The 24,634-nt window shown below is 69.9% G+C and carries 20 protein-coding genes and 2 pseudogenes; 12 read left to right on the top strand and 10 right to left on the bottom strand.

Annotated features, from left to right (window positions below; all coding sequences use genetic code 11):
* Nucleotides 1–922: 922 nt before the first annotated feature.
* Complete coding sequence (locus ACFQ6X_RS27280) at nucleotides 923–1,756, bottom strand: class I SAM-dependent methyltransferase (RefSeq protein WP_383185142.1); 834 nt, start codon at nucleotides 1,754–1,756, stop codon at nucleotides 923–925.
* Nucleotides 1,757–1,829: 73 nt separating this feature from the next.
* Between ACFQ6X_RS27280 and ACFQ6X_RS27275 the strand changes: the two genes are divergently transcribed.
* The 4 genes and pseudogenes from ACFQ6X_RS27275 to ACFQ6X_RS27260 all read left to right on the top strand — a co-directional run bounded on the left by ACFQ6X_RS27275 (nucleotide 1,830) and on the right by ACFQ6X_RS27260 (nucleotide 4,239).
* Nucleotides 1,830–1,967: a hypothetical protein gene (locus tag ACFQ6X_RS27275; RefSeq protein ID WP_383185141.1), complete on the top strand. Its 138-nt coding sequence runs from the start codon at nucleotides 1,830–1,832 to the stop codon at nucleotides 1,965–1,967.
* 30 nt (nucleotides 1,968–1,997) lie between these two features.
* A complete protein-coding gene (locus ACFQ6X_RS27270) occupies nucleotides 1,998–2,192 on the top strand; it encodes a YciI family protein (RefSeq protein WP_383185140.1) in 195 nt (64 codons plus the stop codon).
* Nucleotides 2,189–2,668 (top strand): annotated as a pseudogene (locus tag ACFQ6X_RS27265) (sigma factor-like helix-turn-helix DNA-binding protein); the annotation flags it as partial. The gene ACFQ6X_RS27270 and the pseudogene ACFQ6X_RS27265, both read left to right, overlap by 4 nt.
* 311 nt (nucleotides 2,669–2,979) lie before the next feature.
* Nucleotides 2,980–4,239 (top strand): esterase/lipase family protein, encoded by a 1,260-nt coding sequence (locus ACFQ6X_RS27260; protein ID WP_383185139.1) that lies wholly within the window; start codon nucleotides 2,980–2,982, stop codon nucleotides 4,237–4,239.
* Nucleotides 4,240–4,753: 514 nt separating this feature from the next.
* On the opposite strand, the gene ACFQ6X_RS27255 is transcribed toward ACFQ6X_RS27260, so the two are convergent.
* The 5 genes from ACFQ6X_RS27255 to ACFQ6X_RS27235 form a co-directional block, all read right to left on the bottom strand.
* Nucleotides 4,754–6,148, bottom strand: a complete 1,395-nt coding sequence (locus tag ACFQ6X_RS27255; protein ID WP_383185138.1) for a multicopper oxidase family protein — start codon at nucleotides 6,146–6,148, stop codon at nucleotides 4,754–4,756.
* Nucleotides 6,141–7,097, bottom strand: a complete 957-nt coding sequence (locus tag ACFQ6X_RS27250) for a cupredoxin domain-containing protein (RefSeq protein WP_383185137.1) — start codon at nucleotides 7,095–7,097, stop codon at nucleotides 6,141–6,143. The genes ACFQ6X_RS27255 and ACFQ6X_RS27250 overlap by 8 nt, the downstream gene beginning before the upstream one ends.
* Before the next feature lie 41 nt (nucleotides 7,098–7,138).
* A complete protein-coding gene (locus ACFQ6X_RS27245) occupies nucleotides 7,139–7,579 on the bottom strand; it encodes an SRPBCC family protein (protein WP_383185136.1) in 441 nt (146 codons plus the stop codon).
* 84 nt (nucleotides 7,580–7,663) lie between these two features.
* Nucleotides 7,664–9,067 carry an MFS transporter gene (locus ACFQ6X_RS27240; protein ID WP_383185135.1) on the bottom strand — a complete coding sequence of 468 codons (1,404 nt, stop codon included), beginning with the start codon at nucleotides 9,065–9,067 and terminating at the stop codon, nucleotides 7,664–7,666.
* A 174-nt stretch (nucleotides 9,068–9,241) separates the two neighbouring features.
* Nucleotides 9,242–9,766, bottom strand: a complete 525-nt coding sequence (locus ACFQ6X_RS27235) for an SRPBCC family protein (RefSeq protein ID WP_383185134.1) — start codon at nucleotides 9,764–9,766, stop codon at nucleotides 9,242–9,244.
* A gap of 1,117 nt (nucleotides 9,767–10,883) precedes the next feature.
* On the opposite strand from ACFQ6X_RS27235, the gene ACFQ6X_RS27230 reads away from it, so the two are divergent.
* The 5 genes from ACFQ6X_RS27230 (at nucleotide 10,884) to ACFQ6X_RS27210 (ending at nucleotide 17,541) form a co-directional block, all read left to right on the top strand.
* Nucleotides 10,884–11,447, top strand: coding sequence for a TetR/AcrR family transcriptional regulator (locus ACFQ6X_RS27230; protein ID WP_383185133.1), 564 nt, complete (start codon nucleotides 10,884–10,886; stop codon nucleotides 11,445–11,447).
* A 121-nt stretch (nucleotides 11,448–11,568) separates the two neighbouring features.
* Nucleotides 11,569–12,921 carry a carotenoid oxygenase family protein gene (locus tag ACFQ6X_RS27225; protein ID WP_383185132.1) on the top strand — a complete coding sequence of 451 codons (1,353 nt, stop codon included), beginning with the start codon at nucleotides 11,569–11,571 and terminating at the stop codon, nucleotides 12,919–12,921.
* 141 nt (nucleotides 12,922–13,062) lie between these two features.
* Complete coding sequence (locus ACFQ6X_RS27220) at nucleotides 13,063–14,130, top strand: medium chain dehydrogenase/reductase family protein (RefSeq protein WP_383185131.1); 1,068 nt, start codon at nucleotides 13,063–13,065, stop codon at nucleotides 14,128–14,130.
* Between the two features lie 487 nt (nucleotides 14,131–14,617).
* Complete coding sequence (locus tag ACFQ6X_RS27215; RefSeq protein WP_383185130.1) at nucleotides 14,618–14,947, top strand: hypothetical protein; 330 nt, start codon at nucleotides 14,618–14,620, stop codon at nucleotides 14,945–14,947.
* 56 nt (nucleotides 14,948–15,003) lie between these two features.
* Entirely contained in the window at nucleotides 15,004–17,541 is a 2,538-nt protein-coding gene (locus ACFQ6X_RS27210) for a Helicase associated domain protein (protein WP_383185129.1), read from the top strand.
* A gap of 824 nt (nucleotides 17,542–18,365) precedes the next feature.
* On the opposite strand, the gene ACFQ6X_RS27205 is transcribed toward ACFQ6X_RS27210, so the two are convergent.
* Complete coding sequence (locus tag ACFQ6X_RS27205; protein ID WP_383185128.1) at nucleotides 18,366–18,683, bottom strand: hypothetical protein; 318 nt, start codon at nucleotides 18,681–18,683, stop codon at nucleotides 18,366–18,368.
* 852 nt (nucleotides 18,684–19,535) lie between these two features.
* Between ACFQ6X_RS27205 and ACFQ6X_RS27200 the strand changes: the two genes are divergently transcribed.
* On the top strand, nucleotides 19,536–19,871 hold the full coding sequence (locus ACFQ6X_RS27200) for a hypothetical protein (protein ID WP_383185127.1): 336 nt from the start codon (nucleotides 19,536–19,538) through the stop codon (nucleotides 19,869–19,871).
* 247 nt (nucleotides 19,872–20,118) lie between these two features.
* Here the strand turns inward: ACFQ6X_RS27200 and ACFQ6X_RS27195 are convergent, their stop codons facing one another.
* The 3 genes and pseudogenes from ACFQ6X_RS27195 to ACFQ6X_RS27185 all read right to left on the bottom strand — a co-directional run.
* Nucleotides 20,119–20,694: a transcriptional regulator gene (locus ACFQ6X_RS27195; RefSeq protein ID WP_383185126.1), complete on the bottom strand. Its 576-nt coding sequence runs from the start codon at nucleotides 20,692–20,694 to the stop codon at nucleotides 20,119–20,121.
* Nucleotides 20,694–21,713 (bottom strand): hypothetical protein, encoded by a 1,020-nt coding sequence (locus ACFQ6X_RS27190; protein ID WP_383185148.1) that lies wholly within the window; start codon nucleotides 21,711–21,713, stop codon nucleotides 20,694–20,696. Before ACFQ6X_RS27190 ends, ACFQ6X_RS27195 begins: the two co-directional genes overlap by 1 nt.
* 504 nt (nucleotides 21,714–22,217) lie before the next feature.
* Nucleotides 22,218–22,451 (bottom strand): annotated as a pseudogene (locus ACFQ6X_RS27185) (helix-turn-helix domain-containing protein); the annotation flags it as partial.
* A gap of 23 nt (nucleotides 22,452–22,474) precedes the next feature.
* Here ACFQ6X_RS27185 and ACFQ6X_RS27180 point away from each other — a divergent pair.
* Together ACFQ6X_RS27180 and ACFQ6X_RS27175 are read left to right on the top strand one after the other, a co-directional pair.
* Nucleotides 22,475–23,167, top strand: a complete 693-nt coding sequence (locus ACFQ6X_RS27180; RefSeq protein ID WP_383185125.1) for a response regulator transcription factor — start codon at nucleotides 22,475–22,477, stop codon at nucleotides 23,165–23,167.
* Nucleotides 23,164–24,615, top strand: a complete 1,452-nt coding sequence (locus tag ACFQ6X_RS27175) for an ATP-binding protein (RefSeq protein ID WP_383185124.1) — start codon at nucleotides 23,164–23,166, stop codon at nucleotides 24,613–24,615. Before ACFQ6X_RS27180 ends, ACFQ6X_RS27175 begins: the two co-directional genes overlap by 4 nt.
* Nucleotides 24,616–24,634: the final 19 nt, after the last annotated feature.

The following is a 24,634-nucleotide window of genomic DNA, read 5'->3' as shown; positions in this document are numbered from 1 at the left end:
GTCCTCCGGAGGAACGACGCACGACCCTACGGGTCGTAAAGAAGACGAAACCCTACGGGTTTCCCACACCATTCCTCCGGAATGGTGTGGTGAATTCCTCCGGAATTCACGCAGGAGGTGGATGGGTGATGCAGGCCGGTTTGGCGGGTACCCGCAGAAGGATTGGGGCACGGCCCTACGGGCCGTCACACCCCAGGCTACGCCTGGCATGTGACTCACCAGCAAGCCCCAGGATGACACCCGGTCACGCCCGGCAGCAAGTTCACCGGACCGTGGTGTCCGAACCCTCAGGGCCCGGACGCCCGCACCATGCCACCAACCGAACCGGCACTCGACAGACGGCACCGGCCAGACAGGCGCGGCCGAGCAGCGCGGCCCGCGTGCATCAAATGGAGCCGTAGATAAGAACTGGACTCAGCACACCCCACCGGCACAACCCACGAGCACCCCGAAAAGCCCCCACCAATTCCACCGGCACAGTCCACCCGGGAAACACCAACCACTTCCACAGAAGAAAACCCACCGACACCCCACACCACGAAAACCGGACACCGTTCCTATCCACCACACCCCGTGACAGACCCTCACCAGACACCAGCAAGACGCCCTACCGGCGGGCGGGCCGAGCTCAACTGATCACCGTCGTACTCAGTCCCGGCTGCGCCCGTGGTCGGCATGACCGCCGAAAATGCCCGCACCGGACGGAAGCTGTTAGCGAATCAGGTGTGGGCGTGACGAGTGACCATCCATGAGCACTGACGGACAGCCACTCGCACACGGCGTCCATGTCGAGGCGGTCATTTGCGTGGTGCGGCGCCCCACCGTTGCCAGCACGATGAGCGACGCGGGGTTTCGAGGCGGGGTGCTCCCGGTTTGTGTATCAGCAGGGCCGTTGCCCACTTGACCCAGCCGCCCGCCGGCCTTACTGCTGACCTGGCCCGGCGGTGGAGGGGCAGTGACCGGCACCATCAAGCTTGACCGCTTTCGTGGCGTAGTAGCCGGAGAGCCAGCCAGCGGTGGCCTGCGAGTGGTGCGGCGCCTCGGCGAAGCCGGTGATGACGAAGCCCGCCGCGATCTGCCCGCCCAGCTGATCGGTGAGCGTGTGGCTGTACTCCACCGGCGCGTCGAGGCCCCACAACCGTTGCCGCTCGGCGGGCTCCAGGTGGGTGAGGTCGCTATACGGCAGGCGGTGGCGCACCATCAGCTCGCCGCGCGCCTCCAAGGACTCGGCGTCGAAGAGGTAGACGTCCGGGTTCAGGAAGCCGGACAGCAGCGTCCCGCCGGGACGCAGCACGCGGTGGCACTCGCGCCAGACCGGCGCCAGCTCCGGGATGAACAGATTGGAGACCGGGTGGACGACAAGGTCGAACGAGGCGTCCGGGAATGGGCTCAGGTCGCGCGCGTCGCCGAGCACGGTGCGTAGGTCGAGCCCTTCCCGCGCCGCGACCATCTCGTCCTGCGCCAGCTGACGGGGCGAGTTATCGAAGACGGTCACCCGCGCGCCCGCCGCGGCCAGCACCGGAGCCTGCTGCCCGCCGCCGGAGGCGAGGCACAGTACGTCGCAATCGGCGATCTCCGGCGGGAACCAGGTCGGGTCGACCGGCTCGTACCCGATCAGGACGATGGACCACTGGCCGGCCCGCGCCTTCGCGATCACCTCGGGGCCGACCGGGCGTGACCACTCGTTGTCCTTCTCCACCTCACGGTCCCAGGCGAGGCGGTTGTGCGCGACGGGGTCAACGGGGCTCTGGCTCATACTCCGTACCCTATTTGCTGCACCGCACCAGTTCCGCCGATGGCTCTCGGGCGTGATCGCGGTGAGGAACCTGATGAAACACGTCGCGATGATCTACGGCAACCAGGCCAAGTGGGAGTCCTTCCCCACCGACGCTTGGCCCGAGGCGATCGCCAGGCAGAACGCGTTCAGCAAGAAGTACCGTCACAGCGGTGAACTGCTCGGCGCCTAAGGCCTGGCGGACGCGGCCAACGCGCAGCTGGTGCGCCTCAAGGGCAGTGCACCGGTGGTCACCAACGGCCCGTATTTGGAGACCAAGGAGTACCTGGCCAGCTTCTGCATGCTGGACTGCGAGTCCCTGGAGCGCGCACAGGACATCGCCGCCGACGCGCCCTTCGCGGACACCGAGCCGGTCCAGCTCCGGCCCGTCCTGCACGACGCCGCGACGGACCTGTGAGCCAGAGCCCCGGCGTCCAGGACCTGCCGCGCGAGCCGGCGCCGCAGGTCCTCGGTGCGCTCGTCCGCCGTTACGGCGCCTTCGACACCTGCGAGGACGCCGTCCAGGAGGCACTGCCGGCGGCCGCCCTCCAACGGCCCGCCGAAGGACTGCCGGACAATCCTCGGGGCCGGCTGGTCACCGTCGCCTCCCGCCGGCCTGTGGACCAGGTATTCAGCGAGCAGGCGCGGCTCCGGCGCGAGGACCGCATCGCCCTCGCCGCTCCCCAAGCCGAGTTGCTGTCCCGGTCCGCGGACGCCGAGGCGGACGCGGACCGGGACGACTTGCCGGCGCTGCTGTTCCTGTGCTGCCACCCGGCGTTGCCGGAGCCCAGCCGGATCGCCCTGACACTGTGCGCGGTCGGGGGCCTGACCACCGCACAGATCGCCGCCGCCTTCCCCGTACCCGAGACGACCCTGGCCCCGCGCATCAGCCGACCACTCTGACTTCCCCGCTCGGACCTGAGCAACGCAGCACACGAGCAGAGGCCCGACGAGGCCGCGCGCCTGAACCGAGCGCCGCATACTGAAGATCATTTGCGGGACAGCCCTTAGGTGACGTACTCGGGCCACGGAGGTGTTCGTGTGAGCCTGACCGGGGGATTTGAGCATCAGTCACCCGGCGGTGGCGTGTTCTGTTCACGGAAGAGTGATGCCTGGGCGTTCTGGAGAGGTCGGGATGGCTTGTGCCGTGATCATGGTCGCGTTCGGCGGCACGACCAGCCGTCATAGCAAGGAGACGTCGAAGCATGTCCAAGCCCGTCACGAGTATCTGGGGCGCCCTTCCGGGAGCTCAGCCCGCCTCCGCGCAAGAACCCACGTGGGACACCACCTGGCCTCTCAGGGGCGGGACGGCCTGGGTGTATTACAGCGAGTCCGGCCAGAGGCACGTCAAGCGGCCGGTGATCCTGGCCGACGGCTTCTCCATGGGGGCCAGCAAGCCCGAAGAGCTGTACGAGGGCCTGGAGAACGGCCAGTTCCCGTTCATCACCGAGCTCCGCAACAACGGCTTCGACGTGGTGCTCCTCGGCTTCGACGAGCGCTCCGCGTCCATCCTCGACAACGCCGACGTCGCGATCGAATGCATCAGGAGGACGATCGCCGACCGCGAGGGCGACGCCAAGCTGACCGTGGGCGGCTTCAGCATGGGCGGACTCGTCACCCGCTACGCCCTGGCCAAGATGGAACGCCACCGCGAACAGCACGAGACCGGCACCTACCTCTCCTACGACACCCCGCACCGCGGCGCGTGGCTGCCCATCGGAGTCCAGTCCTTCGCCCACTTCGTAAAGAAGCACTGGGGCAGCGCCCCCATCATCGGCGATCTCGTCAGCCTGTACTCCGACCTGGTCAACAGCCCGGCCGCACGCCAGCTGCTGCGCTGGCACGTCGAAACCGGCACCGACATCACCCTCGACGTGGCAGCCGGCCAGGACCAGGCACGGACCGACTTCCTGGACGCACTCGACCGCATGGGCAACTGGCCCCAGATCCCCCGCCTGCTCGGCGTCGCCAACGGAACGGGCACCGGCATCGGGAACAGCATCCCCGCCGGCGAACCCGCCATGACCAGCTCCGGGCCCCAGCTGAACGGCACCCAGCTCAACACCCAGACCTCCGGGAATCAGACCGTCGCTCAGATCCACAAGAAGAACGGCGACCCGGTCACGGTCACCACGACCAACTTCCCCGCCATCGACGGCGCTCCGGGCGGTCTGTTCCCCGAGGCTGCCCTGGAGGGCCACCCCGCCAACTTCGGCATGGCCGCCATGCTGGCGAAGCTCGTTGACGGGCGGAAGGCGGACCTGGTCTACAACGCCTCCACCTTCGTCCCCACGATCAGCGCCGTCGCGGCCGGCGACATCGACGACCACGAGATGCTCTACGGCAAGATCGACGCCGACTACAGCGATCTCCACTCCTTCAAGTGCGCCAGCACCAACGAAGGCCACACCGTCATGACCGAAGAGCTCGGCCAGTGGATCCTGGACAAGCTCAAAGAGGAGTGACGCGGCGATGACCGTCGACGCAGGCCCGGCCCACACCACAACGGCCGGCCCGCCTCCTGCTCGCTTCACCGACGTGTAGGGCCGTGAAGGGGCGGTGGTGCGCACCCCATGCTCGCCACCGCCCCGTGCACGCCGGAACGACCGCCCCCGCGCGGCGGCTTACCGAACTGCGCGCTCCTCGCCATCTGCCGGGACCTCGGACAGTTGCAGGTCGAAGGTTGCGGCTTCGATGACCAGTTTCCGAACTTCGTCAGCGGTGAGGTTAGACGTCGGTGCTCTGGAGGTCGATGTCCTGGCTGAGGCAGGCTGCGCCGCGACAGCCCACATCACGGGCATCTTCCTCTGGTCTGCGCAGTGCTCCCAAACGAAACTGCCCAGGCGGCAGTCGGTTGGAGTAGGAACGCTTCATTCCTGCCGTCAAGAGGCCCGGGCTCCGGGCGATGCTGAGAAGTCCCGGCCCGCACCGGTCTGGTTGCCCCGGTCCCGGCACGGGTGGGGGCAGGCGAGGTTCGGATCACGTGCCGGGGGTGGGCTCTTCGTCCTGCGGAGCGTTCGTCCCGGTGACTTCGAGGATGCCCATCATGCCAAGGTCCTCGTGGGCGGCGATGTGGCAGTGGTAGACGGTGCGGCCTCCCTTGCCCCGGAGGGGCACGGCGAGGCGGACGGTGGTACCGGCGGGGATGTTGACGGTGTCGCGCCAGGCGCGGAAGGGTTCCGGTTTCCCGTCCCGGTGGATGAGCTGGACGGCGTAGCTGTGGAGGTGGAAGGGGTGGTCCATGGTGTGGGTGTTCTCCACCTCCCAGATCTCCAGGGTGTCAAGGGAGGCGTGCAGGTCGACGCGGTGATGGTCGAAGGTGCGGCCGTCGATGGTGTAGGAGCCGTTGCCGGCTCCGTCCAGAAGGATCCGGCGGGTACGGGCGGCGGTTGCGGGGTCGATCTTCTCCACCGGCAGCAGTGAGGCGGGAAGTTCCACGGGGTCGAGTCCTGTGGGGATGTCGATGGCGGCCATCGGCCGGTCGGGGGTGCGCTGCCCGCCGGGGCCGTAGACGGAGTAGGGCAGGGCGCGCAGGGTCAGGCGGCCTCGTGTGGTGGTCGCCACGAGGATTTCCGCGCGTTCGCCGGGTGCGAGGAGGATCTCGGTGAGCGGGACGGGCCGTTCGACGAGCCCGCTGTCGGTGGCGATGAGGTGGGCGGTGGTGGGCTCGTCTTCGCGGGTGAGGGCGAGCAGCAGGTGGTCGCCGGCGGTGGCGTTCAGCAGGCGCAGGCGTGTGCGTCCGGTGCGGGCGGTGATGACGGGGCGGGTGGCTCCGTTGACGAGGATGTCGCGGCCGGTGCGGGTGAACATCAGCAGGCGGTCGTCGGCGTTGCGCAGTGCGGGCTGGTCGTCGGCGGGGCCGGTGATGACGATGGGTCCGGCGAGGCCGGCCAGGAGTTGTCGTTCGACGTCGCCGTGGGCGTGGGGGTGGTACCAGTAGGTGCCGGCCGACCCGGGCGGGAGGGTGAACTCGCGGACGTCGGACTGGCCGGGTGCGAGGTGGGCCAGGGGGGCGTCGGTGGCGGGCGGCATGGGGACGCCGTGCAGGTGGAGGCTGGAGGGGGTGTCGAGGTCGTTGCGGAAGGTCAGTCTGACCCGGTCGCCTTCGCGCAGGCGCAGCAGCGGTCCGGGTCCGGGTCCGGTGCCGTTGTAGGCCAGCCGCCCGGCTTCTGCTCTGCCGGCGGTGAGGGTTCCGGTCCTGGTGGCGGGCTCGTCCTGAGGGGTGTGGAGGTCGAGTTCGGGCAGTGTGGGCAGGGGTGGTCCGTCGGCGGGTGCGTCGGTGGGGGTGAGGGTGCGGATGAGGGGGACGAGTGCTCCGGCGGTGGCGAGGGTGCCCGTGACGATCAGGGAGCGTCGCGTCAGGAGGTCAGCCATTGTGGTGGTGGGCTTCGGTGTCGGTGGCGGCTTCGGTGTCGGAGGCGTCCGGCGTGGGGGTGGCGCCGTCGCCGGTGATGACGAGCTGTCCCTTCATGCCGTCGGCGCTGTGGCTGCCCACCGAGCAGTGCATGGCGTACCGGCCGGGGGGCGCCTGGACGACGACGGTGCGGGTGCGGCCGCTGGGGACCTCGATGTCGATGCCGAGCTTGTCGACGGCGAAGGCGTGGGCGTCGTCGGTGTCGTTGGTGAAGGTGAAGGCGACCGGCTGGCCGGGGGCGGCTCGCAGGATGGAGGGCTCGAAGCGGTAGTTGACCATGTCGACGGTGGGTAGTGCGGCGATCTGCTCGGTGGTGAGGGAGCCGTTGTCGTCGCTCTGGGGTGAGGTGAGGACGACGCCGGCGCTCAGGGCGAGGGCTGCGGCCAGGGCGAGGGTGCCGGTAACGGCGGGGGTGCGGCGCTTGAGGAGGGTGGCGGCCATCGGCCCGGTGACCGCGCCGGCTGCGGCGAGTTCGATGAGGGCGGCGGCGAAGTACAGGACGTCCCCGGGGCGAGTCAGGTCGAAGGAGAGGCCTGCGGTGCGGGTGGCGATGACCGCGACGACGGCGAGGAGGGAGGCGAGGGGGGCCCAGCGCACGCGCCGCCGGATCAGGACGGCCGCGGTCAGGGGCAGGACGGCCAGTGCTGCCATGCCGGGGTTCGGCCGGCCGCCCAGGGCCAGGTGGGCGAGGAGCTCGCAGAGCGCCAGGGTCAGCAGTCCGGCGGCCGCCAGGCGGTCGGGGAGTGTCAGCGGCCGGGCGGAGACAGGTGCGGGCGCGGTGGTGGTCATCGTCAGCGGCCTTCCGGGATGGGGTGTGGCGGGGGTGTGCGGAGGATCGGCGTCGCAGCGGGTCGTGCGGGAGATGTGTGCGACGGGCGAGGAGATGCCGGTGGGGAGGCACGTGGGCATGGGGATCACGTGCCTCCCCCTCCGGCCAGGTCGTGCGGGGGTCAGTTCCGGCTTTCCGCGGTGGTCTTCAGGACCTTCAGCCATGCCAGGAGCGATTCTTCGAGCGCGTGGTGCATGGCCTGCGGGGCCGCGTCGACGGGGGCGCCTGCCCAGGACTCGCGGGTGCTGACCTGCACGCCGTTGCCGGCCTGTTCGAATTCCCAGACGTGGATGCCGGTGATGCCATGGGCGGGGCCGCCCCAGACGATGCGGCGCATCGGCGTCAGTTCGGCGACGGTGGAGCGGATGTCGAGGCCGGCTGTCGTCCAGTCGAAACAAGCGCCGGGGGCGAGGGGCTGGCGCAGGACCGCGGTGTCGATGCCGGTGTTCCACGACGGCCAGGAGGTGACGTCGGTGTGCAGCTGCCAGATCGTCTCCAGCGGGGCGTGCACGGTCTCGCGCAGTTCGACGACGACGGGGGCGGTGCGGTCGATGTCCATCATGTTCGTTCTCCAGAGAAGGGGTGACCTGTGGGGTCGGGGTGGTGTGGGCGGTGAGGACGGGGGGACGCGGCCCGGGCCGGCGGTTCAGGAGTGGCCGGAGGGTGTCGCCGCTGTTGTGGTGGTGCGGTTGCGGTCCCGGAGCAGGTGGATGGCGGCTCCGGCGGCGGCGAGGAGCGCGATGAGGGCTGTGGCGACGAGGGCGCGGCGGTAGCCGTGCGCCAGGGTGGCGGGTGCTGCGGGGCCGGCGGCCGGGGCTGCGAGGGTGGTGAGGACGGCGAGGCCGAGGGCGCCGCCGACTTGCCGGGAGGTGTTGATCAGTCCGCCGGCGGTGCCAGCGTGCCGGGGTTCGGCCCCTTCGATGCCCAGGGCGGTCAGGGGGACGAAGGCCAGGCCGAGACCTGCGCCGATCAGGAGGGACGGGCCGAGGAGGTCGGGCAGGAAAGCGCCGTCGGCGGGGAGCCGGGCGAGCCAGAGCAGGCCGGCGGCGAGTACGAGCAGGCCGGGCAGGAGGGTGCCTCGTAGCCGGCCCGCTCCCCAGGAGGCGGCCATGAGGGCTGCGGCGAGGGGGAGTTGGGTCAGGCCTGCCTCCAGCGGCGTGTAGCCGAGGATCTTCTGTTGGTAGAGGGGGAGGAAGAAGAACGTGGCGACCCATACCGCTCCGAGGAGCAGCATCAGCAGGTTGCCGGTGGCGGTTGAGCGGTTGCGCAGGAGCGAGGGGGGCAGCAGGGGGTCTTTCGCACGTCGCTCGATCGGTATGAGCACCGAGAGCAGGAGCATTCCGGCGGCAGGGAGGACGAAGTCGGGCAGCGGGGTGGCGTCCTTGGCACCGAGTCCGTAGACGAGGAGGGTGAGGCCGGCGGTCACGATGAGGGCGCCGGGAATGTCGAGGCGAGCCGTTGGTTTGCGCTCGCCCTGGGTCAGGAGAAGGAGGGTGGCTATGAGGCTGGGGAGGGCGAGCAGGGCGCTGATGGCGAAGATGGCCCACCAGCCCAGCGTGCTGGTGAGGACTCCGCTGAGCAGGACTCCTGCGGCGCCGCCGGCTGCGGAGGCCGCTCCCCAGATGCCCAGGGCCTTGCCGCGGGCGGGTCCCGGGGGCCATTGGGCCAGCAGGATCGCGAGGCTGGCCGGGGAGAGCAGGGCCGCGCCGATTCCCTGGACCGCCCGGGCGGCGATGAGCGCGGTGGGGCCTGCGGAGAGGCTTCCGGCCAGGGAGCCGGCGGCGAAGACGAGGAGGCCGGCCAGGAAGGCGGTGCGGTGGCCGAGGAGGTCGGTGAGGCGGCCGCCGAGGGGCAGCAGGGCCCCGAAGGCGATGAGGTAGGCGTTGACGATCCAGGCGAGGCCGGTCGGGGTGAGGTCTAGGTCCTGGCCGATGGCGGGCAGGGCGACGTTGACGATGGAGGTGTTGAGCACGACGAGGAACTGCGCACCGGCCAGCAGGACGAGGAGGAGGCCCGGGTGAGAGCGTGGTGGGGAGGCGGCGGGGGTCATGATGCCTTTCGGGGTGCTGTCCGGGGCGGGGCGCCGTTGTGGCGGACTGCGGCGGGGTCTCGTCCGATGGCGGCCCCGCTCGTGGTGAGCGGCTTGCTGCGTGAGCGGGGTGGTCGCGTCGAGGGCCGGGGCTGCGGCTGGGGCTGCCGTTCAGGGGGCCGGTCGTTTGCGGGCTCAGGCCCGGGGGTGGCGCTTCTCGGCCTGCTGCTTGAGGTTGTGCAGCCAGTGGTCGAGCGAGTCGTCCAGAGCGTCCTGGAGGTAGTCGGTGTTGGCGGTGACGGGGTCGCCGGTCCAGGACTCCTCGGTGTGGACGTGAACGCCGTCCCGGGCCTGGGTGAAGGTCCACACGTGGACGGCGGTGATGCCCTGGGCCGGTCCGCCCCAGACGATGCGGCGCTTGGGCTGAACCTGCTTCACCGTCGAGGTGATGTTCTCCAGGCCTTCGGTGGACCAGACCCACGAGGAGCCCGGGCGCAGCCGCCCCGGGGTCTGCTTGACCGCGGAGCTGACGTTCGGCTGCCAGGCCGGCCAGTTCTCGATGTCGGTCTGGATGCGCCAGATCCGGTCCAGTGGCGCGTTGATGACGATGTCGTCCCGGGTGATCACCGGGGCCGTCTTGTCTATCCCTACCGGTGCGGTCCCTGTGCTCCCGAAGGCCAGGGGCAGTGCGGCAAGGAGGGCGGTGATGGTCGTGAACATGAGAAGTCCTTCGTGAGGATCGGAAGAGATGAGACCCGCTACCAAGAGAGTGTGGTTGTTCACTCACTTTTTGGCCGACCTGACAGCCGGGCGCCAAGCATGAAGGGATCCAGGGAAGTACAACGCCTTGAGCAGCGGTTCCAGTCTCCTGGCCGCCCTTTCGGCATGTGAGTAGTCAACCACTCTCTTTCATTCTCCGTCAACTGCCCCCTGCCGTTCGGTGCGCAGCCGGACCCAGGGACGAGAGCGCGGACGCCGCCCGGGCGAGGGAACTCGCGGCCGACCGGGGCGGTGGTGCAGGGCCGACGGGTGCCGCCGGCCGGACGGCCGGACCGAAGGGACCTCGGCCTCCGGTCCGCCGGGAGCCCGGAAGCGATGCACTTGCGGCGGACGACGGACGGCGCCGCGCATCCGCACGGCGACCAACCATCCCTCGCTCGCACGGGACGGCCGCCACGACCATCGACCCCGGACTGCACACCAGCGCTCCTCCGCCTCCCGGCCGCCCCGAGCGGCAGACGCGAATCCACCGGAGTCCGGCGCAGGGGCAGGGAGCATCTACCGGCAACGGCAGATCGCTGCCGCCCGGCCGCCGTATCGGGGGGCCAAGACCTAAGGGCGCCAAGCCCGCGGACCTGCGGCCCACCTCCTCCCGCAGCACTCTGGGCCGGCCCTGCCGACCGGCCCGGGAGAACCGGCCTGCAGCCGACCCGCCGCCGGGCACCCCCTTCCGGCTTCCGGAGTCGCGGGTCCTCGCATGCCGGCCGGGCCGCGGCGGCCGGGGCCGGGGAACGTCGCGAAGCCGGGAGCGCCCCGGGTTCGGGGAACGTCCCGGACAGGGGGCGCCTGCACGCCGGCCGCCCAGGGGGAGTTGCCGGCGGGCCCCCGGCCGGGAGCCCGCCGGGCCGGGGTCCTGTTTCGCGCGCGACCGCGGGACGGATGACAGGAGTGGAACCCGGTCGGAGCGCAGCGCCCAGGACGCCCCCGCGGACGGTCGGGACGCCCGTGCGACAGCACCGCCCGGCCCGCCAGTCCTTCGGCGTTCCCCAAGCCGACTCCCCCGGACAGCCGGGTCGGAACGTTTGACACCCCCACCTGTGAGTGGTTGAGTACTCACATGAAGACGGAACGACGCCAACTCTCCACAGCCGACGAACGCCGCGAAACGGTCCTGCGTACGGCCATCGGAGCCTTCGCGGCCCGGGGGTACTTCGGGACCACCACCACGGAGGTGGCCAAGGCGGCCGGCATCTCCCAGGCGTACGTCTACCGGCTCTTCCCGAACAAGGAAGCTCTGTTCACCGCGGTCGTCGAGCACTGCTTCGTCCGGGTGCGCGCCGCCCTCGAGGGCGGGGCGGCGGAGGCCGAGAGCAGCTCGCCGGAGGCGGTACTGGCTTCCATGGGTGACGCTTATGCCCGCCTGATCAGCGACAACGATCTGATGCTGGTGCAGCTGCACGCCCAGGCGGCGGCGGTGTCGGAGCCGGCCGTCCGGGAAGCGGTCCGGGCGGGGTACGCCCGCAGCGTCGAGTACGTGCGCAGCGCCTCGGGCGGCAGTGAGGCTCAGGTGCAGGAGTTCTTCGCCGTCGGCATGCTCTGCCACCTGCTGGTCTCCATCGATGCCGAGGCGGTCTCGGCCCCCTGGACCCGCACCCTGACAGCCGGGATCATGCACTACTGACCCCGTTCCAAACGGCGGCCGCCTGCGGAACCTGCGGCCGCCCACTTTTTCGCCCCAAGAGTGAGTGTTTGACCACACACTTTGATTTGGTTCTGTTTCCTTACTGAGATTGAGGTTCGTCATGGCCAGCAAGCCCTACCTGACCGGTCACTACTCCCCCGTCGCCGACGAGATCACCGCGACCGAACTGTCCGTGGAGGGGAACCTGCCACCCGAGCTGACCGGCCGCCTGATCCGCAACAGTCACAACCCCAAGCCCGGCATCACCCCGACCCACTGGTTCAAGGGCAGCGGGATGGTCCACGGCATCCGCCTGAACGCGGGGCGCGCCGAGTGGTACCGCAACCGGTGGGTGCACACCCCCGCGCTGGAGGGCGCCCCCTACCTGACTGACCGGGGACCGGATCTGAGGGTCAGCACCGCCGGCACGCACGTCATCGAGCACGGCGGGCGCCTGCTGGCCCTGTCGGAAGCGGCGCTGCCCTTCGAGCTCACGGCCGATCTGCAGACGGTGGGCGCGTACGACTTCGGCGGCAAGCTCACCTCCGCTATGACCGCCCACCCCAAGCAGGACCCGGCCACCGGCGAACTGCACTTCTTCGCCTCCTCCCCCTTCCCCCCGTACCTGATCCACCACGTCGCCTCCCCCGACGGCCAGGTGCTCGACAGCCAGGAGGTGCCTGGTGCGAGCGCCGCGCTGAAGCACGACTTCGCGATCACCGCCCACCACGTGATCTTCCTGGAGGGCTCGGTCACCTTCGACCCCGCCGAGCACTCCGGAATCCCCTACAGCTGGAGCGACACCCAGGCTTCGCGGATCGGCGTCATGCCGCGCGGGGCGGGCGGGGCGGCGAAGGTCCGGTGGTTCGAGATCGGCCAGGGGTACGGCATGCACTTCGCCAACGCCTACGAGGACGCCTTCGGGCGCATCGTCGTGGAGGGCCCCACGGTGGGGCGCGAGGGCTGGCAGCGCTCGTGGAACTGGTGGGTCGGCGCCCCGGACCGCGGTGCCGAGCCGAACTCCGGCTCCCGCAGCCGCCGCTGGACCATCGATCTCGCCGCGGGAACCGTCCGCGAGCAGCAGACCGACGACCTGACGGTGGAGTTCCCCACCATCAATGACAGCTTCACCGGCAGTGAGCACCGCTACCAGTACGCCCTGTCCTTCCCCGACGACCTCGGGATCGGCAACCACACCCTGGTGAAGTACGACCGCACCGCCGGCACCCGGCAGCTGCTGCCCTTCGGGACCGGCCAGCTGCCCAGCGAAGCGGTGTTCGTCCAGGCCGAAGGCGCCACCGGCGAGGACGAGGGATACCTCCTCACCGTCGTCAGCGACCTGAACGCCGACGTGTCCAAGATGCTCGTCCTTGACGCCTTTGACCTCACCGTGCCACCGGTCGCCACCATCCACCTCCCCCGCCGCGTGCCTGCGATGATCCACGGCTCGTGGATCCCCGACTCCGCCCTCTGAGAAGACGTGCCCGCGGCGGCCGGGGCAGCCCGTGAGCCAGCTTCCCCGGCCGCCGACAGCCCTCCTCTGCATCGCTCTTCAGCCGCTCGTCCGTACTTCCTGCCACCACACGCCCGCTCATTCCAGACGAGGAACACCCCCATGCTCTGCTCCCGCCGCACCCCCGCCGCCGCTTCCTCACACACGCCGTTCACCGTCACCGAAGCCGTGCTGCCCGGCATCGTGGACCCCGAGGCCATCGAAGTGCGCACCCGCCCTGCCCTCCCCGCCGGCCCTCTGCAGGTGGTACTGGCGCTGGAGGCCGCCGGGATCTCCTTCGCCGAACAGCAGATGCGGCGCGGCAAGTACTACGACCAGCCGCCCTTTCCCTTCGTCCCCGGGTACGACCTCGTCGGGCGGGCCGTCGAAGCGGGCGAGGGCGTACCCGAAACCGTGCTGGGCCGACGCTTCGCGGCACTGACCAAGACCGGCGCCTGGGCCAGTCACGTCACCGTCGACGTGCGCGAACTGACCGAGGTGCCCGAGCCTGTCGACTCCGCCGAAGCCGAGACCTTCGTCGTCAACGGCATCACCGCATGGCAGATGCTCCACCGCCTGGCGAAGGTCCGCGCCGGGAACACCGTCCTCGTCCACGGCGCGAACGGCGGGGTGGGCTCCACCCTCGTTCAGCTCGCCCGCATCGCCGGCGCCAACGTCGTGGGCACCGCCTCGGCCAAGCACCACGAGGCCGTGCGGACCCTGGGCGCCACGCCGGTCGACTACCGCGCCCCCGCCCTGGAGGACCGGCTGCGTAAGCACGCGCCCCAGGGCTACGACGCCGTCTTCGACCACGTCGGCGGTGAGGGCATCGTCGCCTCCTACCGCCTGCTCGCCCCCAAGGGCACCCTCGTCTCCTACGGCACCGCCTCCACCCGCGACGTCCAGGGCTCCTCCAAAGCCCCCGTCCTCAAGCTGTTCACCCGCCTGATGCTCTGGAACGCCCTGCCAGGCGGCAAGGGCGCCCACTTCTACAACATCTGGGCCGGACGACGCCGCCTCGATGCCTTCCGCACCAAGCTCAACACCGACCTGAGCCAGGTCCTGGCCCTCCTCGCCGACGGCAAGCTGGTCCCCCACGTCGCCGCGCGCATCCCGCTCACCCAGGTCGGCGAAGCGGTACGGCTGGCAGAATCCGGCACCGTAGTAGGCAAGGTCGTCCTTGTCCCCTGACCCGGCACCGCAAGGAGCAGATGCTTGGGCGTCCGCCCGTTCCGTGCGCGAGTGTCATGAATGAAACGGCGGGGGTGCCTTGTGCAAAGGATCCAAGGGAACTGCAGCCCCGCGCCGGCGGCATCAAGTACTGCATCCGCGAATACACCCGCGCCCAAGCCAGCGCGAACCACACCGCCGCCGCAAGCAGCAGGGTCCCCAGCCCCGGGCCCCGGGCCAGCCTCACCCCAGCCGGCCAGCACCCCGTGCTGCAGACGGCGCTCCCGGAGCAAGCCGCCGCATCCAACCTGCGTACCGTCATGACGTTCCACCAGAAGGCCGAAGAAGCCACCGCATTCGCTGAGAAGCTGCCCGAGACCGCCGCCGAGCTCTACGCCAATGACACCACCCGGTGACGACCTGGCGGTCGTGGAAGCACTCCCCGCATCGTCGATCGAGTCGAGTTCTGCGAGCTCGAGGCCACTGTCACGTGGGAAAGAATGCGGACATGGCACTAGTCAAAAAGGGATCGCGGCTCATGAACGTGGACGACACCGCCTACCGGTGGCAACTCCGCGGACGGCCGACCTACGACCAGGGACTGGTCCGGTCACCCCTCGCCTACGCGGTCGAGCTCGCCGACACTCCCGGCACCACACTGGTGGTCACCACCAGCCAGCCACACCCGAGCAACTGGTTCGGAACACAAGACAGCCCAATCCTGCCCGCCCAGGCGGCTGACAGCATCCGCGCAGCTCTCACTGACGGCTGGACGCCGCAGAGCCCCGGCTCACCCTTCCACCTCGACCAGTCAGCGGGGTTCGTCCCTTCCCACTGACTCACCCCGCGCTCAAGGACTCACCGACCCCGAAATGCCCGACGGAGACCTCCACCATGGCGAAGCTTGTTCTGCGTTCGCATCAGCGCGAAGCCCTCGACGCCGTCCTGCGCGCCCTGGAGCTGGCGCCCGGCACACGTCTCCCGGCCCGCGGCCTGCGGACCCAGGTCATCATGGCGACCGGCTCGGGCAAGACCCACGTTGCCGCCCACTGCGCCGAAGAGCTCCAGGCCGGCCGCGTACTTGTCCTGGTCCCCTCCCTGGATCTGCTCACCCAGACCGCACAGGCCTGGCGGGACAGCGGGCGCAGCGGCCCCGTGATCGGCATCTCGTCCATGCGTGGTGAGGAAGCGTCCTTCCCGAACACGACCGATGTCGACGAGCTCGTCGAGTGGACGCGTCACCTGGACAAGGTGACCGTCTTCGCGACCTACGCGTCTGTCGGCCTCGGCACTCTGGAGCGTGCTCACCAGGCGGGTTTGGGCGGGTGGGACCTGGTCGTCGTGGATGAGGCGCACCGCACATCCGGGCGGATCGGGAAACCGTGGGCCGTTGTTCACGACAACGCCCGTATCCCTGCGGCGCGGCGCTTGTACATGACGGCGACCCCGCGGTTGTGGCAGCTGGACGAGGGCGACTTGGCGCAGCCCGGTGAGCTGGTGGCGAGTATGGAGGACGACCCCGACGGGCCGTTCGGCAGCAGGGCCCACACGCTCGCCCTGTCCGACGCGGTCGACCGAGGGATCTGTGCCCGTTACCAGGTCGTGTGCGTTGACATCGCTGACGCCGACTACCAGGCCGCCCTGCGTCCCGACTCGCAGGCCACCACGGAGGAGATCCGCGGGGCCCGGCTGGCCGCCCTGCAGACCGCGCTGGTGAAGGCTTCGGCAGAGGAGGGGTTCAGGCGCACCCTTCACTTCCACCACCTGGTCAAGGAGGCCGAAGCCTTCTCGGCCGGCCTGCCCGATGTCGCCGCCCGTCTACACAAGGACGATCCGGAGCTCTACCCCGGGGACGTCTGGGCGGACTGGCTGTCCGGCGAGCACAAGCCGTTGCACCGCCGTCGCGTCCTGGACGAGTTCGCCGCCGGCATCGCGAGCGATGGCACCGTGGTCGAGAAGAGCTATCTCGGCTCCGTGAAGGTCCTTGGCGAGGGCGTCGACACCCGTAACTGCGACAGCGTGTTCTTCGCCGACGTGCGCGGCTCCATGCCCGACCTCGTCCAGGCCGTCGGCCGCGCCCTGCGCATGCGGCCCGGCGAAGGCAAGACCGCCTCCCTCGTCGTCCCCATCCTCCTGGGACCGGGCGAGAGCGCGCAGAACATGCTCACCAGCACGGCCTACGGAGACCTGGCCAAGCTCCTGGAAGCACTGCGCGCCCACGATGCCCGCGTCGTGGAGATGCTCGGCCAGCCCTCCTCCCCCACTCGCACCGCGCCCGCCGAGACCACCGGTGAAGACGACGCCGACCTGGAGCACGAGGACGGCCTGGAAGTGCACGGCCCGAGTGCTCCGGCGCGAGAGCTGCTGAAGTTCAGCACTCCCAGAGACCCTGCTGTGCTTGCCGCGTTCATCAAGTTGCGGATCCTGGACCCCGAGCGTGAGCACTGGCGCCGCGGTATCGAGGCCTCCGTCCTCCACACCAGGGAGCACGGCGATCTGCGGGTGCCCTTCACCTACCGCGCCCCCGGCACCCTCGGCCTCGCGGAGGACGGTGCTGAGGGGACCCACTGGCCTGCGTCGCCGGCCGGGTTCCCGCTCGGCCAGTGGATCGCCGACGCCCGCCGGCAGTACGCCCGCGGCACCATGCCGAACGACCGGGTCGTCCAGCTGGAGCAGCTGGGCATGATCTGGTCCGCCGTCGACGTCGCCTGGGAGGAAGGCCTGTCCGCGGCACGTGCCTGGGCCGGGCTGCACGGGCATCTGCTGGCCCCGCTGGATGCCACCTATCAGGGGGCGAACGTCGGGATCTTCCTGAAGAACGCCCGGGCCGCAGCCCGCCGGGCCGACGACAACACCCGCCGCCAGGCGCAAGGCCTCCCCGGCGAAGCCACGGGCTGGGCCCTGTCGGAGGAGCGGCGGGAGCAGCTGGAGGAGATCGACGCCTCGTGGTGCCCGTCCTGGGCTGTTACCTGGCAGCGCGCCTTCCACCTCACCCGCCTCCACCTCGAAGCCGGCGAGCCCCTGCCCACCCGGCCCGGCCAGAACCTGGCCCAGGGCGAAGACCTCGGACGCTGGGTCCAGACGGTCCGCACCGGATGGGACAGACTCACCGGGGCCCAGCAGTGGATGTGCCACCAGGTCCTCGGTATCGAACCCGCCGAAGAGGCCGAGAAGCCGAAGCCCTCGATGAGCCAGGCCCAGAAGTGGGCGATGCACCTCACCGCCGCCCAGCAGTTCTTCGAGCGCGAGGGACATCTGAAGGTCCCCCGCAAGCACGTCGAGACGATCAGCCTGCCCGGCCCGGACAACGGCCGCACAGAGGAGCGCCCGCTGAAACTCGGTGCCTGGGTCGCCAACCAACGCTCCAGGGCAGTGTCGTTGACCCCCGACCGGGTCGAGCAGTTGTCCAAGGTCGGGATGCGCTGGGCGTGATGGGCGGACACACGGTCGGTCCGTCCCTGGCAGCGTCTTGGCGGCTGGCCGGCCGCGGAGGTCCGCTTCACCGGGTCGTGTGTCCAAGACAGGGCCGGGCGCCGCATCTCCCGGGCGGACTGCGGGACAGGGAGCTGGAAGACACCCTGCTCAACGACCTCGCGCGCGTAGGGAGTTCGCCTCCACAGCCGCACAAATGTGCGTCTAAGGCGACGCCGACCAGCAATCCGTCGGGCAATGTGGGTCGGCATTGCGCCGCAGGCAATGCCGCTGAGATCGCGAATCTGGTTGTGCGTATGTTCTGGAAAACAACCAAAGCACATCGCGAATCACGAATATGCAATACCGTAGGGACCTACCGAGCGCACTGCACAGTGCGTTCGGTAGGTACGTAGGCGGAACCCGGAGCGCTGACCAGATCCCGCCTCGCACCGCCAGTTACGGACGCCGGGCTAGCTGGAGATCCACATTGCCACGTTGATTGCTACGTCGAGCATGGCAATGAACAGGACCCAGCCCCCCGGTGGTTCGCTGGTCGGCATCGCTACTCCCATCAGCCCCTAAGGGCGCATGACGGCCGACAGGCTAGTTCCCCCGGCCATGGCGCGGGAGACACTGGAGTAGCGGGCGACAACGAACAACCCGCGAAGCACCGACTCTAGATGGAGCGTCAGCCCGGCGGGCCATTTCACGACTTTTGCGCGGTCTCGGTGATCTCAACCGGATACCGGCTGCGTCAGGAGGACAGATCGCCCTGAGACAGCGGGCCGGCGGCTTGGTCTGCTTCGGGCGGCAGCCAGGTGACCACGACTGTCCGCGTGACGTCAGCGTCCTTCATTGCCCGGGCTCGGTTCGAGCATGGATCTGAGGGCCTTGAGGTCCTGGTTGCTGACGCCGAGCCCCTCGGCCATGGTCGTGAACTGGTCAGAGATCTCGCGCTCCGTCTTCACGTCGCTCCTGGCCTTCTCAAGCAGGTGAATCGCGAGCTCGCTGACTCTTGACCAGTCCTGTTGGTGGTACCAGCAGCAGTTGGTGCGCCTGCGGATCCGGTTGAGGATACGGCGGAGCGGGGTCATGCAGGCTGCTCGGAACGGGGCTGGTTCGGGCAGATCGGCGATGTCCATGACCTCCTCGTACTGCATCTGCTCCTCGGGAGGGGCGGCCTAGAAGAAGAACCGGCTGCACCGCGCCCGTCCCCACCGGCCAGCCCGGCCCGACGCCTCGCGTCGAGCCGGAGGAGGAGAGCCAGCGCAGCGCAGCCCGCTCCCGTCGACCACGCCCGCCCACCAGCCACACACCCACCACCCATAGCCAGGCAGCCAGGTATCTGAGCACTCACCACCTGAAAGGCGGGGGCTGACCTGTGGTTGCGCAAGGGCCGTCCGCCTTTTGGTGTCGCACACAGTGTCGCTGTCGCGATGGTGTCGCCATTGTTGTCACACGCCGGGCCGCCCAGGGCATTGCCCCCTGCGGACGCGAGGAGGGCCATCGGCCGCGCCGCCCCTGCCGACCCCCGGCCCGGGTCGTCACCGAGGCCGGGGGTCGGCTGGAGCGCTCCGCCGACTGCGCAGCGTTCCGGGCAGCGGTACTCGATGGCCTCGCGTGGCCGCGGCTCGGCATTCCCAGAGTTCAGCGCCGCCGCTTCTCCCGTGTGGCAGGGTGTCAGGGCCCGGGCGGGTGGCTGGTGTCTGACACCGACGACGGAACTCCCGCCCCGGGCGTCTGTGCGCGTTGCAGGTGCCCGTCGTGCAGCCGCCACGGCCCTATGCCGGCCCTCTACGCGCCGCACAGCAGATTCAACAAGGAATGTTTCCAGTGGTCAGGGCGGTGCGGATTGTGGTGGTGAGTGGCCGGGCGGAGGAGTCTGCACGGCCGGTCACGGACGGGCATCCCCGGAGGCCCTTCGTCCGGTCCATGCGCCGCTGTGCGCTGTCACACTGGCCCCCGGGCGGGTCGCGGCAGGGCGACGCCGAGGGGAAGGAACTGATCGCGGGATGTCCCGATGGATAGTGCTGGCCATACCTGTTGGCGGTATAGCAGAGGCAAACACGGAAGCACGTACCGTCACGGAACTCGAAGGCAGCAGCGAAGAGGCCAAGACTGCTCTCCTGCAAGCGGCGCACACATACACGCACAACCGCTGGAAAGTCCGCCGCCGCGAGATCTACCAGTGCTCCGACCGGTCCTACCTCCTGCGCCTCCAGGGGCGTACCGGGACGTACAACTACCTCGTGCAGCTCGCCGAACTGGTCCACGACACCGCTGCAGAGCCAACGGCCCAGCCCCCGGCTGAACCTCAGTCCCCCACCTCCCCTGACCAGCCATGGTGAGCAGCCAAACGGCCCCTGACCAGCACCATGGCGAGCAGCCAAGCAGCCTCCGACCAACCATGACGAGCAGCCGGCCGGGAAACTCACCACGGTCCGGGTGCCTACACACCACGGCCGCGCGCACTCACCACGGAACCTCACCACGGCAGGCCAGCGGCCTGCCGGCCGGTCAATCGTTGACGACCTGGACCTCGCGGACGTCGGCGTGAACAGTGTCTGTGGGGGCTCGGTGAACTGACCGCCGCCGTCAGGCGGCCCAGCCGATGGAGGAGACATTGCTGTACGCGTCGTACTCGGAGCCGATGTCTTCGATGATCTGATCCCAGATCGCGTCGAGCTCCGTCACGTCCTCGGCGAGCCAGGCGTCGACGGCGCGGTCCCATACGCCCCGGACGTTGATGCTGCGGCTGGCCACGTCCCGCTGGTGCTTGCGCTCGACCCCGGACTGGTCGACGGGGTTGATCTCGACCCGGGTGCCGCGGCCGTTGTTGTTGAGACGGTGCTTGAGGTCGGTGGCCACGTTGCGGCGCCGCAGATCCCAGTACGCGGCGTCCAGACGGGTGCGGTTGGCCTTGTTGGGGGTGCGTTCCTCGGCGAGCCAGGCCATCAGGGTGCGAGGGGCAACGTGGACGCCGGCGCGGTCCATGGCCTCGTATCCGGCATCGGTCTTGGTCAGGTAGCGCAGGCGGGCGGTCAGGCCGCGGTCGCTGTCCACGGGTGAGGCGATGCCGGTGACCATGTGTTCGATGGCCGCGCCCAAGGCCTCGGCGCCCGGGACCCCGTGAGCGTTGAACATGCCGAGGTCCATCCAGCGGCCGGCCATCAGCTGCCGGCCTTGCCGACGGTGTACTCACCGGACGCCTTCGCGTCACCATGCTTGATCTTCATCTGGGCGACGCCGCGGCCCTCGGAGAAGACCCGGCGCCAGTCACCGGTGACGTGGAGTTCGTCGGTGCCCATCATGCTGACGATGTCCAGCCCGGCCTGGTGGGCCTTGTAGGCCTTGCCCCACAGGTTGGCGTAGGCCTGGGAATGGATGATGTGCATCCAGTCCGGGCGCACCATCTCCCGGTTGTGAATCGACTCCCCCATCGTCGAGATGAACTTCGAGTACATCGCCTTGATGTACTCCAGCGTGAGGGTGTCGTTCTCGGCGATCGCGGTTTCCCGGGCGGCGGACAGCGTCTTGCGCAGGGCGTCGAGGAAGTTCTCCGTCGCACCCGACGTCCACGACTCATGGACCACCGGAGCCTCGACCAGAGCGTACTTTTGGCCGGAGAGGCGCTGCAGAAGACGCAGAGTTGCGTTGGTGACCCACAGGGCGCCGGGCTCGTCACGGTCACCGATCGGGTCCGGCAGCTGCGGGTGCCCCCAGGGGGCGGGGGTGATCAGGTGCACCCCGGAGCGCTTGGGTTCGACCCCGTCCAGGCCGGTGCTGTGCTCCAGCTTCCCGATCGGCAGCCAACACTTCAGAGCCGACAGATAGGCGGCGTTCACATCGAGGGCCGTGACCTTGATGTTGCCGGGTGCCCTGAGTGAGTAGTCGGGGTGGTGGAAGCGGGGGCGGGCTTCCCAGATCTGGTCCGGGTCCTTCTTGGAGGGCTTCTTCAGGATGTCGGGCAGCGCCGGGTAGGCGGTGTAGTCGTAGCGGGCGGTCGCGCGGGTTTCGTTGAACAGGTGCATCACGTCAGGGATCGCACGCTTGACCAGGGCCCGGAGCGCAACATCCACGTCACCGGCGGCGCGCTCCAACTCCTCGTGAACCGCGCGACTGATCAGCGAGGTCGTCTCCTCCTGGGCCCGGGCGGCCGAACGGGCACGACGCTCCGGGCGTGCTGCCATGGGCACCGGAACCGGCGAGACAGCCGCCGGGGCGGGACCGGGAGCGGGAGCAGCCGGCGAGGCGAAAGCCGTAGGGACGGGACCGGGAACAGCCGGCGAGACAGCCGCCGGAGCGGAAGCTGGAGCAGCCAGCGGGGCGGACGTCGGTGAAGCCACGGCGGCCGGGCCGGCGGGCCGGCACAAGGCCCCGGAATGCAAGGGGCGGCCGTCGGTCGACTGGTAGGTCGTTTCGACACCACAGCGGATACAAGGGCCCGGATCACCCTCGATGGCACGCCCGTCCAGCCCGCGCAGCGTCTCAAGGGCAGCAGCGAACACGGCCGGTGCAGCAACGGGTTCCGGTGCTGCAGGTACAGGGGCAGAGACGGGTTCGGGTGCGGGTTCGGGTGCGGCAGGTACCGAGGCGGGTTCTGGAGCCGCAGGAGCGGGAGCGGACGCAGGCGGGTAGATCTCGGCGAGACCCTTCAGCAGACGCAGGTACTGCAGGCGCCCGGGCGGAGCCGGCTCCGAGACGCCAGTCTCCCAGTTCGCGACGGTGCTGCGCCCGACACCCACCGCTGAGGCGACCTGGGCACGCGACAAGCTGGCCGCCTCACGCAACCGCTGCCGTTCACCCGGGGGCGGGATCGCAGCGGTCAGCCGGGCCTCCTCAAGAAGCGCTTCCACGCTGTTCTCTTCAACCCAGCGACGCTCTAATCCTGGCCTCAGGTTGATCGGGGATAATGAGCGGCAAAACATGGACTGGAAGGGGGCGGGCCGGCGTGCGGATCATGATCGCGGATGATGACGTGGCCATCCGTGATTCGCTGGAGCGGGTGCTCCAGGTCGAGGGTTACGACACCAGCACCGTCGCCAACGGTCTCGCCGTGCTCGACGGGGTCGGTGGGGCCAGCGGTGACACGCTGGATCTGCTGCTCCTCGACGTGATGATGCCCCGCCTCGGCGGGTTGGAGACCTGCCGGCGGTTGCGGGCCGCGGGTCGGGATCTGCCGGTGCTGATGCTGACCGCCCGTGACCAGGTCTCCGACCGGGTCGCGGGGCTGGACGCGGGCGCCGACGACTACCTGCCCAAGCCGTTCGCCACCGAGGAGTTGCTGGCCCGGGTGCGGGCCCTGCTGCGCCGGCGCACGTCGGCCGACGAGGAGTCGCAGATCCTGTCGTTCGCCGACGTCCGGCTCGATCCCGACAGGTTCGAGGCGTGGCGGGGCGGGCGGCCGCTGCGTCTGACGCGGACCGAGTTCTCCCTCCTGCAGGTCCTCGTGTGCAACGCGACCCGGGTGTTGACCCGCGACGTGCTGTTCGAGGCGATCTGGGGCTTCGGCATGAGCTCCACCGCCAACAACCTCCAGGTATACGTGAGCTACCTGCGCCGCAAGATGGAGGCCGAGGGTGAGCCACGATTGATCTACACGCTGCGCGGCCTGGGATACACGTTGCGGGAGACTCCTCCGTGAGCAGGCCCTCCGGCCGGGAACCGCGCCGACTGACCCGATGGTGGCGCCGGCGGTCCCTGCGGACCAGGCTGACGGTGATCGCGGCGACGGCCATCGCGGTCAGCGTGTTCGTAGCCTTCCAGGTGGCCAGCGAGCTCCTGGACTGGGAGCTGCAGGACACCGCCGAGAATCAGCTACGCGCCGACTCCCGCGTCCTGGCGTCGAACGCGGAGCGCGCCGGTCTGGCGCAGGTCCAGCTACCGCCGTATCCCGGATCCGGTCGGCTGGTGCGGGTCATCCTGCCCGACGGCTCGATCCGGACGCCGGCCGGCCAACCCGCGCTGCCCCCGGTCAGCGAGCACGCCGGGCGCGTGGCTCAGGGCGTGTCGGCCGACCTGATGGAGTCGAACGACAGCGACGACGACGGCTACCTCGTCTACACGCTGCGGGCGGGCGACGGCGCGGTCCAGGTGGCCCGCGTCGTCGACGACAGCCCGATCAACCGGTTCGGGTTGGGCATGCTGCTGATCGGGCTGCTCTGCGTGGTCGGCGGGGCCCTTGTCGGGCGGACCGTGGCGCGGACCGGGCTGGCACCGATCGACCGGCTGACCGCCGCCGCGGTACGTGTCGCGCACACCCAGGATCTCGACGCCGACATCCCGGATGAGGGCGGTGGGGAGATCCGGCGGCTGATCCAGTCGATCAACGACATGCTCGCCGCGCTCCGGAACTCCCGGCGGGCCCAGCGGCTGCTCGCCGAGGACGCCGCCCACGAGCTCAAGACCCCGCTCACCAGCCTGCGCCTCAACGTCGAGCTGCTGATCCGGCTCGATCGGCGCGGCACCCTGGACAGCGCACTGCCGGCGGAGAGCCGGACCCGGCTGCTCAACGATCTCGGCGCCCAGGTGGCCGAGCTGAGCACCCTTGCCGCCGAGCTGACCGACCTGGCGCGCGGTGACGTCAGCGACGAGAGCACCGAGGTGCTCGACCTCGCCGACGTGGTGGGGGCCGCCGCGACCCGGGCGCGTTCCCGCGTGCCCGACGTCGAGGTCGCGCTCGACGTGACCTCTGTGTGGGTGAGCGGGCGTCCCGCTGCGCTCGAGCGGGCGGTGCTCAACCTCATCGACAACGCCGGCAAGTGGTCCCCCGCGGACCAGCCGGTCCAGGTCCGGCTCCGTGCCGAGGGCGCGTCGGCGGTGCTTGAGGTCGACGACGCCGGGCCGGGCATCGACGCCGCCGACGTACCGCGGGTGTTCGACCGGTTCTACCGTGCCGACAGCGCCCGGGCGTTGCCGGGATCCGGTCTGGGGCTGTCGATCGTGCAGCGGGTCGTCGACGCCCACGGCGGCCGGGCCACCGTCGCCCGCTCCGCACGCGGTGGCGCGCTGCTTCGGGTCGACCTTCCGGCCGCGGCCCCGCCCGCCCCGATCGCGCGGCTCACCGCCGGAGAGGACACCGCGGTGCGCTGACCCGCCCCGGCGGCCCGGC

The sequence above is a fragment of the Streptomyces sp. NPDC056452 genome, from assembly GCF_042796085.1.
Taxonomy (GTDB): Bacteria; Actinomycetota; Actinomycetes; order Streptomycetales; family Streptomycetaceae; genus Streptomyces.
The sequence above is the reverse complement of the archived record's forward strand: the minus strand, read 5'-3'. Positions and strand labels throughout refer to the sequence as shown.

Coding starts and splice junctions, on each gene's coding strand:
- ACFQ6X_RS27190 (WP_383185148.1), bottom strand. CDS start 21,713: ATGGCAGCACGCCCGGAGCGTCGTGCCCGTTCGGCCGCCCGGGCCCAG.
- ACFQ6X_RS27280 (WP_383185142.1), bottom strand. CDS start 1,756: ATGAGCCAGAGCCCCGTTGACCCCGTCGCGCACAACCGCCTCGCCTGG.
- ACFQ6X_RS27225 (WP_383185132.1), top strand. CDS start 11,569: ATGGCCAGCAAGCCCTACCTGACCGGTCACTACTCCCCCGTCGCCGAC.
- ACFQ6X_RS27200 (WP_383185127.1), top strand. CDS start 19,536: ATGTCCCGATGGATAGTGCTGGCCATACCTGTTGGCGGTATAGCAGAG.
- ACFQ6X_RS27215 (WP_383185130.1), top strand. CDS start 14,618: ATGGCACTAGTCAAAAAGGGATCGCGGCTCATGAACGTGGACGACACC.
- ACFQ6X_RS27250 (WP_383185137.1), bottom strand. CDS start 7,097: ATGCCCACGTGCCTCCCCACCGGCATCTCCTCGCCCGTCGCACACATC.
- ACFQ6X_RS27210 (WP_383185129.1), top strand. CDS start 15,004: ATGGCGAAGCTTGTTCTGCGTTCGCATCAGCGCGAAGCCCTCGACGCC.
- ACFQ6X_RS27235 (WP_383185134.1), bottom strand. CDS start 9,766: ATGTTCACGACCATCACCGCCCTCCTTGCCGCACTGCCCCTGGCCTTC.
- ACFQ6X_RS27275 (WP_383185141.1), top strand. CDS start 1,830: ATGAAACACGTCGCGATGATCTACGGCAACCAGGCCAAGTGGGAGTCC.
- ACFQ6X_RS27205 (WP_383185128.1), bottom strand. CDS start 18,683: ATGCAGTACGAGGAGGTCATGGACATCGCCGATCTGCCCGAACCAGCC.
- ACFQ6X_RS27240 (WP_383185135.1), bottom strand. CDS start 9,067: ATGACCCCCGCCGCCTCCCCACCACGCTCTCACCCGGGCCTCCTCCTC.
- ACFQ6X_RS27230 (WP_383185133.1), top strand. CDS start 10,884: ATGAAGACGGAACGACGCCAACTCTCCACAGCCGACGAACGCCGCGAA.
- ACFQ6X_RS27245 (WP_383185136.1), bottom strand. CDS start 7,579: ATGATGGACATCGACCGCACCGCCCCCGTCGTCGTCGAACTGCGCGAG.
- ACFQ6X_RS27195 (WP_383185126.1), bottom strand. CDS start 20,694: ATGGCCGGCCGCTGGATGGACCTCGGCATGTTCAACGCTCACGGGGTC.
- ACFQ6X_RS27220 (WP_383185131.1), top strand. CDS start 13,063: ATGCTCTGCTCCCGCCGCACCCCCGCCGCCGCTTCCTCACACACGCCG.
- ACFQ6X_RS27255 (WP_383185138.1), bottom strand. CDS start 6,148: ATGGCTGACCTCCTGACGCGACGCTCCCTGATCGTCACGGGCACCCTC.
- ACFQ6X_RS27260 (WP_383185139.1), top strand. CDS start 2,980: ATGTCCAAGCCCGTCACGAGTATCTGGGGCGCCCTTCCGGGAGCTCAG.